Origin of the sequence: Phenylobacterium sp. Root1290, assembly GCF_001425305.1 — a bacterium.
Taxonomy (GTDB): Bacteria; Pseudomonadota; Alphaproteobacteria; order Caulobacterales; family Caulobacteraceae; genus Phenylobacterium.
In genome coordinates this window covers 460,222-472,703 of record NZ_LMEE01000003.1, presented here as the reverse complement: position 1 = coordinate 472,703, position 12,482 = coordinate 460,222, and the positions used below count along the sequence as shown (strand labels likewise).

General features: G+C 68.6%; 12 protein-coding genes. 4 read left to right on the top strand and 8 right to left on the bottom strand.

The window, feature by feature from the left end:
• Positions 1-66 precede the first annotated feature (66 nt).
• The 3 genes from arsC (at position 67) to ASC79_RS16805 (ending at position 3,235) form a co-directional block, all read left to right on the top strand.
• Positions 67-426, top strand: coding sequence for an arsenate reductase (glutaredoxin) (gene arsC / locus ASC79_RS16815; RefSeq protein ID WP_056021855.1), 360 nt, complete (start codon positions 67-69; stop codon positions 424-426).
• A gap of 139 nt (positions 427-565) precedes the next feature.
• Positions 566-1,924 carry a M23 family metallopeptidase gene (locus ASC79_RS16810; protein ID WP_056021857.1) on the top strand — a complete coding sequence of 453 codons (1,359 nt, stop codon included), beginning with the start codon at positions 566-568 and terminating at the stop codon, positions 1,922-1,924.
• Positions 1,925-2,008: 84 nt separating this feature from the next.
• Positions 2,009-3,235 (top strand): TetR/AcrR family transcriptional regulator, encoded by a 1,227-nt coding sequence (locus tag ASC79_RS16805; RefSeq protein WP_056021860.1) that lies wholly within the window; start codon positions 2,009-2,011, stop codon positions 3,233-3,235.
• Between the two features lie 66 nt (positions 3,236-3,301).
• Here ASC79_RS16805 and ASC79_RS16800 read toward each other — a convergent pair whose 3' ends face one another.
• The 6 genes from ASC79_RS16800 to ubiG all read right to left on the bottom strand — a co-directional run bounded on the left by ASC79_RS16800 (position 3,302) and on the right by ubiG (position 9,328).
• Entirely contained in the window at positions 3,302-4,384 is a 1,083-nt protein-coding gene (locus tag ASC79_RS16800; protein WP_056021863.1) for a Zn-dependent alcohol dehydrogenase, read from the bottom strand.
• Positions 4,385-4,550: 166 nt separating this feature from the next.
• A complete protein-coding gene (locus ASC79_RS16795; RefSeq protein WP_056021866.1) occupies positions 4,551-4,943 on the bottom strand; it encodes a hypothetical protein in 393 nt (130 codons plus the stop codon).
• Positions 4,944-5,025: 82 nt separating this feature from the next.
• Complete coding sequence (locus ASC79_RS16790; protein WP_156378375.1) at positions 5,026-5,946, bottom strand: alpha/beta fold hydrolase; 921 nt, start codon at positions 5,944-5,946, stop codon at positions 5,026-5,028.
• 75 nt (positions 5,947-6,021) lie between these two features.
• Positions 6,022-7,638, bottom strand: a complete 1,617-nt coding sequence (locus tag ASC79_RS16785; protein ID WP_056021872.1) for a long-chain fatty acid--CoA ligase — start codon at positions 7,636-7,638, stop codon at positions 6,022-6,024.
• A gap of 108 nt (positions 7,639-7,746) precedes the next feature.
• Positions 7,747-8,550, bottom strand: a complete 804-nt coding sequence (locus ASC79_RS16780; protein WP_056106313.1) for an FkbM family methyltransferase — start codon at positions 8,548-8,550, stop codon at positions 7,747-7,749.
• Positions 8,551-8,575: 25 nt separating this feature from the next.
• Positions 8,576-9,328 carry a bifunctional 2-polyprenyl-6-hydroxyphenol methylase/3-demethylubiquinol 3-O-methyltransferase UbiG gene (gene ubiG / locus ASC79_RS16775; protein WP_056021878.1) on the bottom strand — a complete coding sequence of 251 codons (753 nt, stop codon included), beginning with the start codon at positions 9,326-9,328 and terminating at the stop codon, positions 8,576-8,578.
• Positions 9,329-9,503: 175 nt separating this feature from the next.
• On the opposite strand from ubiG, the gene ASC79_RS16770 reads away from it, so the two are divergent.
• On the top strand, positions 9,504-10,754 hold the full coding sequence (locus tag ASC79_RS16770; RefSeq protein ID WP_056021881.1) for an aspartate kinase: 1,251 nt from the start codon (positions 9,504-9,506) through the stop codon (positions 10,752-10,754).
• Positions 10,755-10,838: 84 nt separating this feature from the next.
• Here the strand turns inward: ASC79_RS16770 and ASC79_RS16765 are convergent, their stop codons facing one another.
• Positions 10,839-11,816 carry a hypothetical protein gene (locus ASC79_RS16765; RefSeq protein ID WP_056021884.1) on the bottom strand — a complete coding sequence of 326 codons (978 nt, stop codon included), beginning with the start codon at positions 11,814-11,816 and terminating at the stop codon, positions 10,839-10,841.
• Entirely contained in the window at positions 11,813-12,460 is a 648-nt protein-coding gene (locus ASC79_RS16760) for an N-acetyltransferase (RefSeq protein ID WP_056021886.1), read from the bottom strand. The genes ASC79_RS16765 and ASC79_RS16760 overlap by 4 nt, the downstream gene beginning before the upstream one ends.
• Positions 12,461-12,482: the final 22 nt, after the last annotated feature.

The following is a 12,482-nucleotide window of genomic DNA, read 5'->3' as shown; positions in this document are numbered from 1 at the left end:
GCGCGCGCCCGCGCGATCGCGCTATTGCCCTGACTGCTTCGCTCGCCAGGCCGGAAGGATCGCCCCATGACCGCTCAGGAAGAGATCGTCATCTACCACAACCCCGCCTGCGGGACCTCGCGCAACACCCTGGCCCTGCTGCGCGAAAAGGGCTTCGAGCCCAAGGTGGTCGAGTACCTGAAGCAAGGGTGGACCAAGGATCAGCTGGTCGACCTGACCGCCAAGATGGGCGTCTCGGCCCGCGAGATCCTGCGCGAGCGCGGCACCAAGGCGGTCGAGCTCGGCCTCACCGATCCGGCCACCTCCGACGAGGCCATCATCGCCGCCATGATCCTCGATCCGATCCTGGTGAATCGACCTATCGTCTCGACGTCGAAGGGTGCGGCGCTGTGCCGTCCTGCCGAACTGGTCCTGGGTCTGCTCTAACCGTAGCCTTGAGCCAAATCGCCGGATTGGTTACCGGCGATTAACCATATCGGTAGAGAACGGTTAAGCCGTTCACCAGCTACGACGCAGTTTCTCGCAAGGCCGGTAGGCCAAGCGGCATCGCGAGTACGGGGGCACGATGCAAGAGTTCGATCCGCGACGTCCGACCTTTCGGCTGACTCCACGCCTGGCCATCGGCGTCGCCGGCGTCGCCGCGCTGGCGCTGGGCTGGAAGCTCTCCGCCGACCAGGCGGTCGCGCCGCCCAAGGCGCCGCTGGACCCGGCCGCCATCACCGCCCTACAGCACGCCGCCTTCACGCAATCCGAGGCCCAACCCGGCTTCGGACGCCCGACCAGCGTGCCGGTCAAGGTGCTGCCCGGCGAGACGCTGGAATCCGCCGTCGAGCGCGCCGGCGTGCCCCGCGACGAAGCCCGCCGCGCCGTCGAGACCCTGGCCGAGGCCATGGACACCGTGCACATCAAGGCCGGCATGGCCTTTGACGCCGCCGTCGCCCTGCCGCGCGGCGAGCGCGGTCCGGCCCGCCTCGTCGGTCTGTCGCTACGCACCGGCCCCGCCCAATCGATCACCCTCTCGCGCACCTTCGACGGCGCCCTGCGCCTGCGCGAAATGGAAGAGAAGATCCGCGACGAAGAGATGGTCGCGCGCGGCGAGATCACCGGCTCGCTCTACGAGAGCGCCTCTCGCATGGGGGCCAACCCCACGATCGTCGCCAGCATGGTCAAGCTCTTCTCGCACAAGGTCGACTTCGACCGCGACCTGAAGGCGGGCGACGAGTTCACCATGGTCTTCGACCGCAAGGTCACCGAGAGCGGCCGCACCATCGAGACCGGCGCCCTCGAATACGCCCAGATCAAGGGCGTGCAGTTCTACCGCTTCGAGCGCCAGAACGGCGACGTTCAGTACTTCGACGAGAGCGGCAAGAACATCAAAGGCTTCCTGCTGCGCACCCCGGTCGACAACGCCCGGATGACCAGCCGCTTCGGCATGCGCCGCCACCCGATCCTCGGCTACAACCGCATGCACCAGGGCATCGACTTCGGCGCCGGCTCGGGCACCCCGGTTCTCGCCGCCGGCGACGGCGTGGTCGTCGAGGCCCGCCGTTGGGGCGGCTATGGCAACTGGGTCCGCATCCGCCACTCCGGCGGCTTCGAGACCGGCTACGCGCACCTGTCGCGCTACGGCAAGGGCATCAAGCCCGGCGCACGCATCAGCCAGGGCCAGGTCGTGGCCTATGTCGGCTCGACCGGCGCATCCACCGGCCCGCACCTGCACTACGAGATCTGGCAGCACGGCAAGCGCGTGAACCCGATCGGCGCCAAGGTGCCGCAAGGCACGGTCCTGGCCGGCGCCGAACTGGCCGCCTTCCGCGCCCAGAAGACCCGCATCGACAACCTGGTCCGCGCGCAAGGCGCCGACGAAGCGCCCGCTCGTCTGGCCGTCGCGGACACCGACGGCGTCGCCAAGCTTCGGCGTTAGCTGCCCTAGGGGAAGCCGCCACGCGGCTTCCAACCTGCCTTTCCGCGCACTAATGTGGCAGATCGAACCGCGCGGAGACTCGTCTTGACCGCAGTCCAATCCAAGCCCCGGGCGCGATACGCCGCCAAGCGCGACGCCATCATGGCGGCCGCCACCAAGGTCTTCGCCGACCACGGCATGAACGGCTTCACCCTGGCCGCGGTGGCCAAGCGGATGGATCTGCATCCGGTCAGCCTGACCTACTACTTCAAGCGCAAGGAAGACCTTGCCGCCGCGGTGCTGCACGACACCATCGCCCGCTTCGCGCGGATGCTGGACGAGGCCGAGACCCACGCCACGCCCGCCGAGCGGCTCAGCGCCTTCGTCGCCGCCTATTTCGAGACCCGCCGCCGCATCGCCGTCGGCGAAGAGGCCGCCCTCGCCCCGTTCAGCGAAGTCTACCTCGTCGAGGGCGAGCAGAAGCAGCCGGTCATCCAGAGCTTCGAGGCGCTCTATGTGCGTATCGGCCGCCTGCTGAAATCCGACGACACGCCGTGGGTCAGCGCCCCGCGCCGCCAGGGCCTCGCGCGCCTGGTCGTCAACCAGCTGACCTGGGCCGACACCTGGCTGCCGTCCTACGAGCCGCAGGACTATCCGCGCGTCGCCGCGCGGCTCAGCGACATCATGATCGGCGGCCTGCCCGCCGCCGGCCAGCCCTGGCCGGACGGCCCGCTGCTGCCGCTCGGCGCGCCCAGCGCCGAGAACGACGAGGTGACCCGCGACCGTTTCCTGGTCGCCGCCACCATGCTGATCAACCGCGAGGGCTATCACGGGGCTTCGGTCGACAAGATCTCGGCGGAGCTCAAGGTCACCAAGGGCTCGTTCTACCACCACAACGCCGACAAGGATGAACTGGCGGTCGCCTGCTTCGGCGCCACCTTCGACCTCATCGACAAGGCCAAGCGCGAGGCCGGCAAGGCCGGCGCGAACTGGACGCGGCTATGGCTCGCCGTGACCTCGCTCGGCATGCTGCAGGCCGAAAGCGCCGGCGGCCGTCTGCTGCGCCACCACGCCATGGCCGCCGTGCCGCATGCGATGCGCCGCCAGATGCTGATCCGCTTCCAGCAGACCGCCCATTCCTTCGCCGGGATCATCTCGGACGGCGTCGCCGACGGCTCGATCCGACCGGTCGATCCGCTTCTGGCCGCCCATGCGATGATGGTGACGTTCAACGCCTGCCTGCCGATCGAGCCGCGCCGGCGTCCCGCCGTGACCACCGGCGTGATGGAGGAGTACCTCCGCCCGGCCCTGCTCGGCTACTTCGTGAAATAGCGCCCGCCTACGAAAAAGCCCTCCCCGAGGGGAGGGCTTCCGGCGTCTTGCGACGGCTTTGATCTATCAGTCGAAGACGATGACCGAGCGGGCCAGTTCGCCCTTCTTCATCTCGTCGAAGCCTTCATTGACCTGCTCCAGCTTGATGCGCTGCGAGATCATCTCGTCCAGCTTCAGCTTGCCGTTCATGTACATGTCCACCAGGCGCGGCATGTCGACCGGGAAGCGGTTGGAACCCATCATCGAGCCCTGCAGCTTCTTTTCGCCCAGGAAGGCGAAGCCCGGCAGGGTGATCGACTGGCCGATCGGGATCATGCCGATGACGTTGGCGGTGCCGCCGCGGCGCAGCATGCCGAACGCCTGCTCGGCGGTCTTCGACAGGCCGATGGCTTCGAACGAGTGGTGCACGCCGCCCTTGGTCATCTCGAGCACTTCCTTGACCGCGTCGGTCTTGGAGGCGTCGATGAAGTCGGTCGCGCCGAACTGATGGGCCAGGTTGCCCTTCGAGGCGACCATGTCGATGGCGATGATCCGGCCGGCGCCGGCGATCGCCGCACCGTTGATCGCCGCCAGGCCGACGCCGCCGCAGCCGATGACCGCAACGGTCTCGCCAGGACGCACGCTCGACGTATGGATCGCCGCGCCCACGCCGGTCATGACCGAGCAGCCGATCAGGGCGGCGCGGTCCAACGGCATGTCCTTGCGGATCGCGACGCAGGCATGCTCGTGGATCAGCATCTGCTCGGCGAAGGACGACAGGTTCAGGTACTGCTGCATCGGGCCGGTGGTGGCCTTCAGACGCGGCTCTTCGTCGGCGTCGCGCTTGGTGTCGGGCGACACGCACAGCGACAGGTGGCCGGTCAGGCAGAATTCGCAGTGGCCGCAATAGGCCGACAGACAGGTGATGACGTGGTCGCCCACCTTCACGGTGCGCACTTCCGAACCCACCTGCTCGACGATGCCGGCGCTCTCATGGCCCAGCACGGCCGGCAGCGCGGTCGGATAGGAGCCTTGCATGAAGTGCAGGTCGGAGTGGCAAAGGCCGGCGGCCTTGGTGCGGATCAGCACTTCGTGCGGACCCGGCTTGTTGATCAGGACGTCTTCGATCTGAAGCGGCTTGCCCACTTCGCGCAGCACTGCGGCTTTCATCTACGGCAATCTCCCCAAGCGACGCCCGATCGGGCGCATTATCGAAGCTACGGTCTGGCCGCAGCTCTCGTCACGCCAACCTTATCGCTGTTCAGATGGCTGTGGCCAAGGACGTTTTTGGCCTTGGTCGCCTGACCGGGCGCTGGAGTGGTCGCTTGGGGTTGGGTTACTTCGGCGCCCAGACGTCCGCGCGGCTCGATGACGACACGATGTCCGAGCCGGAGTGGCTGAGGCTCGAGAGCGGCACCATGGTCGTCTTGCCTTGCGACGACAGCGTCACCATCCCGCCGTCGACCTTCACGACGCGGCCGACCTCGGCGCCCGCCCCGTCCTTGATCGGCGAACCGGCGCGAAGATCGGAAGCCTGGGCCGCGGTGTCGGCGGCGCGGCCGGTCTCGGCGACAGGCGGCGCCTCGTAGTCACGGGCAGGACGATTGGCCGGGGTGTCGATCGGCGGCGCCGCGATCCCCTGGTCATAGGTCATGGGCTGGGCGCTGGCCGAGGTGGCGAGCGCAGCGAGCGATACAGCGGCGAGGGCTGGCAGCAACTTGGCGTTCATTGAGGGGTCCTCCGGGATGCCTCCCAGCGGCCACCACAACCACCTCGCTGTCGCGAAGTTCCGTTCAGCGAGCCAATCGTGATCAGGCCTGCGCCGTGCGTCCGCCGATGCGCAGCTTCGGCCAGGCGAAGTGCGGCAGCTTCGGAAGCCGCAGCTTGAACGGCGTGCGGACCGGAATACAGGCCTCCAGCGACGCCAGCAAAGGCTCCACCGGCCCGTCGCTGATGAAGTGGTTGCCGCCGGGGACACGCTCGAACCTGACCGGGCGCCGCGTGGGCGCCTGCACCGCCAGCCGCTCGGCGATCTCGATCGGCGCGAAGTCGTCCTTGTCCCCGTGGATCACGTGAACCGGGATGCGCAGCCGCTCTAGGGCCGCGTGCAGATGGCCCAGTTGCCCCGGCTGGCCCGACACCTCCAGCACCGCATGACGCAGGTCGCGCGGAATGAACTTCAGGACCTTCGAGCCCCACTGCACGAGCCAGCGAGCGGTCGGCCCGGACTCCCCGAAGTAGCCCGACAGCAGCACCAGGCCCGACACGCGGCGAGGGTTCTGCTCGGCCATGATCGAGGCGATCGCCGCGCCGTAGGACTGGCCGACCAGCAGCACCCGCTGGCCAGGCTTGGCCTGCAGCAGCGGCGCGAGAGCCCGGGCCTGCACCTGGATGTCGCCGACGTACTCCACCGGCTCGGAGCCGGCGTAGCCGGGCCGATCGACGACCACCATTTCACGGTCTTGCGGCAGCGCGGCCAGCACCGGCGCCCAGTATTCCGCCCAGGAGGGCGCGCCGGTCACGACGACGATCTTCCACGGCGCCGGCCGCTCACGCGGCGTGGTCAGGGCCGAAATCTTCCAGCCGAAGCCGCCGCCCGCCTCGAACCGGAAGCGGCGCACCACGCTGTCGGGATAGTCGTCGGAGGTCGGCGCATGCTCGGTGCGACCGGTCGCGGCGCAGGTGATGCACGCCCATCCCACGGACAAGACGCCCTTGGGTCTCTTATGCAAGGTTCAGCTCCCAACTCGGATACCTGGGTGACTAACGCTGAAGCGGTGCAGCAGTTTCCCTGATGCGCGATCTATCTAGGCGACCGTGGCGATCCGGTCGCGAAGCTCGCGTTTCAGCACCTTCCCGGTCGGCCCGATCGGCAGTTCGGCGACGATCCTCACCTCGTCTGGCGTCCACCACTTGGCCACCCGCGCGGCCACATGCGCCTTGAGCTCCTCGGGATCGGCGCTTTGCCCGGGGCGCAGGACCACCAGCAGCAGCGGCCGCTCGTCCCACTTCGGATGCGGCACGCCGATCGCCGCGGCCAGGGCCACGGCCGGATGCGAGGACACCGCGTCCTCCAGGTCCAGGGTCGAGATCCACTCCCCGCCCGACTTGATCACGTCCTTGGCGCGGTCGGTCAGGCGCAGGTAGCCCTCCTCGTCGAGGGTGGCGATGTCGCCGGTGTCGAACCAGCCGTCGTCCAGGAACACCTGCGCGCCCTCGTTCTTGAAGTAGGCCGACGACACCCACGGGCCGCGCACCTGCAGCGCGCCGACGCTGACCCCGTCGCGGGGCTGCACCGTCCCATCGTCGCCCATGATCCGCATCTCCACGCCCCACAGGCCGCGTCCCTGCTTGAGCTTGCGGGCGTAGGCCGCGTCCTCGTCCTCGCCGGCGTGCCGAGCCAGCGGGGTGTTGATCACGCCCATCGGGCTGGTCTCGGTCATGCCCCAGATCTGGCGGACCGTCGCGCCGAGCTGGTTCTCCACCCGCCGCATCAAGGAGGCGGTCGGCGCCGACCCGCCGATCGCCACGTTGCGCACGCTGGTCAGTTTCTGGCCGGTCTGGTCCAGGTGGTCGAGCACGCCCACCCAGATCGTCGGTACCCCCAGCAGGAAGCTCGCCTGCTCGCTCACCGCCAGCTCGCAGATCGAGGGGCCGTCCAGCAGCCGTCCGGGCAGCACCAGCTTGGCGCCGACCAGCGGCGCGGCGTACGGCGTGCACCAGGCGTTGGCGTGGTACATCTGGGCGCAGGGCAGCACCGTGTCGCGCGCCGAAAGGTCGAAGGCGTCCGGCGCCACCAGCGCCATGGCGTGCAGCACGGTCGAGCGGTGGCCGTAGAGCACGCCCTTCGGATTGCCGGTCGTCCCCGACGTGTAGCAGAGCCCCGAAGCCATCCGCTCGTCCAGCTCGGGCCAGTCGAACTGCGGGGGGTGCGCCGCGATCAGTTCCTCGTAGACCAGCGTGCCGGCCGGCGACGGCGGCGGCAGGTGCGCCCGGTCCGTCATCGCCACGAAGGTCTTCACCGTCGGCATCTTGGCCGCCAGGTCGCCGACCAGGTCGCCGAAGCTGATGTCGAACAGCAGGATCGAATCCTCGGCATGGTTGGCGACCCAGGCGATCTGGTCCGGATGCAGCCGCGGATTGATGGTGTGCAGGATCGCCCCGATCCCCGACACCGCGTAGTAGAGCTCGAAGTGCCGGTGAGTGCTCCAGGCCAGGGTCGCGACCCGGTCGCCGGGCTTCACGCCCAGCTCGATCAGCGCGTTCGCCATGCGCTTGGCCCGCGCCAGCGCGTCGGCGTAGGTGTAGCGGTGGATGGGCCCCTCGACCGTGCGCGTCACCACCTCGCGGTCGCCATGATAGGTCGCGGCGTATTCGAGGATCGAAGGCAGGCTCAGAGCCCGATCCATCATCAGGGCCAGCATACGCGGCTCCTCCCTTATCGTTGTTCAGGAGAGCCTAGGCCCCCGCCCGACGCGGGGCTAGCCGTCGACGGTAGGGGTTTGTGGAAGTTCGCGCCCGAAACCGGACGATCAGGCCGCCATTCGCGCCTTGAAGACCCCGTCCGGCAGATCCGCCGCGCGCTCGGGATGGACGAAGAAATAGTCCTTCCAGGGCGCTTCCACCTCGACGTCGGCGCACTCTTCCAGGCGGTCGCCGTTCAGGGCGAACATGCGGTAGCCGCGCGAGAGGAAGACCTCCAGCACCGCGCCGGCCGTGCCTCCGAAGTGGGTCTCGAGCATCATCGGATGGATTTCGATCAGCACGTGCGGCCGGTCGCGGTCGATGATCTGCTCGGCGCCCTTCAGCGCCCTCAGTTCGGCGCCCTCGATGTCCATGCGGATGAAGTCCACGCGGCCCAGCCCGTGCGCGGCGCAGTAACGGTCGATGGTGGTGACGGTGGTCGTTTCGACTTCCGCGCCCATGTCCTCGAAGTCCGGGCGCACGGGGCTCTTCGGCCGCTCGGCGGCGACATAGGCATAGCCCCTGGCCATGCGGCCCGAGGTCTTGATCGGCGTCACCAGCAGCAGTTCGCCCGGCACGTCGGCGACGGCCGCGTGGACCGGCGTCACATGCGCGGCGATCCGGTGCCAGGCCAGGCAGATCTTCAGCACTTCGAACGTGAAGGCCGAGGGCTCGAAGGCGTGGATCTGCGCCGCAGGCGCGACCTGGGTCATCACATACGAGTGCCGTCCGTCGCTGGCCCCCACGTGCAGGCACACCGGCGAACCGCTCAGCAGATCGGCAAGGTACGGCGTCTCGGGCTCGTGCTTCGCCCACGTCCTGTTTCGGCGCCAGGCGCGGTAGGCGTGACCGAGCACCCTAATCGAAGGCATGGGTACTTCCTCGTGGGCCGCCTCTTTACGCTGCGTCCCGCGTCACGGTCACCATGTAGTTGATGTCGCAGTCTGTGGAGCGCGACCATCGGCCCGACAGTGGATCATAGGCCACGCCGAAAGGTCCGTGGAACTCCACGGGCTCCCCCGCCAGGAAGTCGCGCAGCTCTTCCGGCTTGAGGAACTTGTTCCAATCGTGGGTCCCGGCCGGCACCCAGCGCAGCACGTACTCCGCCCCGATCTTGGCCAGGGCCAGGGCCTTCAGGGTCCGGTTCAGGGTGGCGACGATCATCAGCCCGCCCGGCGCCAGCAGCCGCGCGCAGTTGCGCAGGTACTCGCCAGGATCGGCGACGTGCTCGATCACCTCCATGTTCAGCACCACGTCGAAGGCCGGCTCGCCCGAGGCCAGCAGGTCCTCGGCCGTGGTGGCGCGGTAGTCGATCGCCAGCCCCTGCTCGGCCGCGTGGGCGCTGGCGGTGCCGATATTGCGCTCGGACGCATCGACGCCTGTGACCTGGAAACCCAACCGGGTCATCGGTTCGCACAGCAGTCCGCCGCCGCAGCCGATGTCCAGCAGCCGCAGGCCTTCGAACGGCCGAATGGCTTTCGGATCGCGCCCGAACCGTTCCTGAACCTGGTCGCGAATGAACGACAGCCGCACGGGATTGAACTTGTGCAGCGGGGCGAACTTGCCTTTCGGATCCCACCATTCGGCGGCGATGCGCGAGAACTGTTCGACCTCTTTCGGGTCGATCGAGGAAGCGGACGCGGATGACATGAACTCTTTTCCTACTGCGAGGCGCCCGGCGCCAGCCCCTATCGCCCGCAACGGCCCGGAATGGGCGCCATCTTGCGCCGGGCGCGTCGTTTTCGCGCTTGCGAAGGCAGACATTGCCCCTGGACGCCGGCCCCGCTATTAGGCGCAGCCTTCCCTCTCAAGCGGAGCTCCTGCGCTGTCTCGGCTAGTGATGAAATTCGGCGGCACGTCCGTCGCCGACCTCGAGCGTATCCGGCGCGTCGGCCGCCTTGTGGCGGCTGAAGTCGCCGCCGGACACAAGGTCGCCGTCGTCGTGTCGGCCATGTCCGGCAAGACCAACGAGCTGGTCGCCTGGACCGACGGCGCCGGCGCCGCGGCGCAGGGCCTGACCCCGTCCGACGACGAATACGACACCGTCGTCGCCTCGGGCGAACAGGTCACCGCCGGCCTGCTGGCCATGACCCTTCGCAACATGGGCCTGCCCGCCAAGTCGTGGCTGGGCTGGCAGATTCCGATCATCGCCGACGACGCGCACGGCCGCGCCCGCATCGACGACATTCCGCCCGAGAAGCTGGCCGCCGCGCTCGACGCCGGCGAAGTCGCCGTGATCGCCGGCTTCCAGGGCGTGACCCGCAGCGGCCGCATCGCCACCCTCGGCCGCGGCGGTTCGGACACCAGCGCGGTCGCCATCGCCGCGGCGGTGAAGGCGATCCGCTGCGACATCTACACCGACGTCGACGGCGTCTACACGACCGACCCGCGCATCGAGAGCAAGGCCAGGAAGCTCAGCAAGATCTCCTACGAGGAGATGCTGGAGATGGCCTCGCTGGGCGCCAAGGTCCTGCAGACCCGTTCCGTCGAGCTCGCCATGGCCCAGAACGTGCCGGTGCGGGTGTTGTCCAGTTTTGTTGAGCCCGGCGAAGCGCCCGGCCAAGGCACCATCGTGTGCGACGAGGAAGAGATCATGGAAAAGCGCATCGTGAGCGGCGTCGCCTATAGCCGTGACGAAGCCAAGATCAGCCTGTTCGGCCTGCCCGATCATCCGGGCGTCTCGTCCGAGATCTTCGGCGCCCTGGCCGACGCCAACGTCAATGTCGACATGATCGTGCAGAGCCACGCCCGCACTGCCGACACCGCGAACATGGAATTCACGGTCGGTAAGCGCGACGCCCAACGCGCGGTCGAGATCGTCCGCGCCCACCAGCCGCAGATCGGCTTCGACGACGTCCAGGTGAACGAGGACGTGGCCAAGGTCTCGGTCATCGGCGTGGGCATGCGCAGCCACACCGGCGTCGCCAAGACCATGTTCAAGGCGCTGGCCGACAAGGGCGTGAACATCCAGGTCATCTCGACCAGCGAGATCAAGATCAGCGTGCTGATCGACGCGGCCTACACCGAACTGGCCGTGCGCGCTCTGCATGCCGGCTTCGGCCTGGACCAGCTCTAGATCTTCAAGAGCACCCGCCCCTGCCTGCCGCGGGCGGCGGAACGATCAAAGGCGGCGTCTGCGTCCGACAGGGCGTAGACGCTGTCATACCGCCTCGATCCGCACGCCGAAGGCGCGCAGACGCTCCACGGCCCGGTCGACGTCGATGGTCGTTTCCGGCAGCCTGAAGCCCGCCGCCGGCGGCGCGTGGCCATCCAGCCCCAACACCCGCTCGGCCCCGATCAGCACGCCCAGCGCGGTCAGATGCGCCTGCCCCTTGGGGTCGCTCATCAAGGTCCGCTGCATCACGGTCTCGCCGCTCTCCGTGGTTCCGGTGATGTCGATGTAGAGGTCGTGCGAGGCCGCCCCGCCGCCGGCGGTCCCGATCGACGTCCCCGTGCCCAGATCGAAACGCACGTCGGCCGCGCCGGTCATGGTCGCCAGGCCCGGCGTGTCGAGCACCCCCATCGGCATGGCGTCAAAGCCCGGCAGGTCTCCCCGTTCGACCCGGCGACCGCTGACCGCGGCGTCGAGATGCGCCCAGCCGCCAGCCTCGCGGACCAAGGCGCGGCCCACGAAACCGCCGGAGTCGGTCGCCGTCATCGGCCCGATCGGATCGGCATAGTCGTAGAGGGCCGCCATCTCGATGCGGTCCACGCGCGCGAAGCTCTTGGCGGCGGCCAGTGCGGCCAAGGTCAGCACCCCGGCCTGCCAGTGCCCCAGCATCAGCGCCGGCCGCTGCGCCAGGTTCACCGCGGCGATGGCGCTGGAGGCCATGCTGTCGGCGGTCCGGACGATCCCGATGTGAGCGGCGCCGGCCCGCAACGCGGTGGTCAGCAGGTTGTCGCCCGGGTCCTGCAAGGTGGCGATGACCAGATCCACGGACCCCAGCGCCGCGAGCGAGCCGGCCGCATCGGCGACGTCGAGCCGAGCCGTCCGCGCCCCCAACTCAGCCGCCAATCCTTCGCCATGCTCGGGATTGCGTCCCGCCAGCAACAGATCCACCTGATGACCGGCCGCCCTCAGGTGGCGGGCGACCATGCCGCCAACCAGGCCGTAGCCCCCCGCGATAACGACCCTCATAGCGTCACCGCCATGCGATACTCGCTGGGAAATCCATGGTCGCGCGACAACTCGGGCGAGCGCAACTCCGCCAGGATGCGCAGCCCCATCGCCTGGTAGAAGCCGACCGCCGGGTTATCCGCCAACACGTCCAGTTGCAACTCGCGATAACCCGCCGCCGTGGCGCGCCCGATCGCGGCTTTCAGCAGGTCCCGCCCGACACCCTTGCCCCGATGCTTCTCCGGGGTCGACAGCGCGTGCAGGTAATAGACGTCCTCGGGGATGTGGGCGTTGAGGTAGCTCGCCTGCTCGGCTCTCGCCCCCAGCCCAGCGAACTCCTCGTAAGTGGCCTGACCGCCAGCCATCAACTTCGGGGCCAGCGCCGCCAGGTTGTTCTTGAAGGCGTAGAAGTTCGGCCCGGCGAACCCCATCTCCACGCCCAGCAACTCGTCGCCGTCGAAGGCCGCCGTCGTGCACGCCGCGGAGAACAGCGTCTCCGGCTCGCGCCAGGAGGCCGCGACCACCCGGTCCAGCAGCCCGTCAGCACCGAACTGATAGTCGTAGCTGACCGGCCCGGTGGCGCGGATCAGACCTGGGATCAGCGGCGCGAACGCCTCGATCTGGGCCGCGCTCACCGGGGCGAGCTGAATGGGGTTGGCCGTCACGTGCGCCTCCGCTAGTGATGTC

Coding starts and splice junctions, on each gene's coding strand:
- arsC (WP_056021855.1), top strand. CDS start 67: ATGACCGCTCAGGAAGAGATCGTCATCTACCACAACCCCGCCTGCGGG.
- ASC79_RS16810 (WP_056021857.1), top strand. CDS start 566: ATGCAAGAGTTCGATCCGCGACGTCCGACCTTTCGGCTGACTCCACGC.
- ASC79_RS16800 (WP_056021863.1), bottom strand. CDS start 4,384: ATGAAAGCCGCAGTGCTGCGCGAAGTGGGCAAGCCGCTTCAGATCGAA.
- ASC79_RS16795 (WP_056021866.1), bottom strand. CDS start 4,943: ATGAACGCCAAGTTGCTGCCAGCCCTCGCCGCTGTATCGCTCGCTGCG.
- ASC79_RS16785 (WP_056021872.1), bottom strand. CDS start 7,638: ATGCTGGCCCTGATGATGGATCGGGCTCTGAGCCTGCCTTCGATCCTC.
- ASC79_RS16780 (WP_056106313.1), bottom strand. CDS start 8,550: ATGCCTTCGATTAGGGTGCTCGGTCACGCCTACCGCGCCTGGCGCCGA.
- ubiG (WP_056021878.1), bottom strand. CDS start 9,328: ATGTCATCCGCGTCCGCTTCCTCGATCGACCCGAAAGAGGTCGAACAG.
- ASC79_RS16765 (WP_056021884.1), bottom strand. CDS start 11,816: ATGAGGGTCGTTATCGCGGGGGGCTACGGCCTGGTTGGCGGCATGGTC.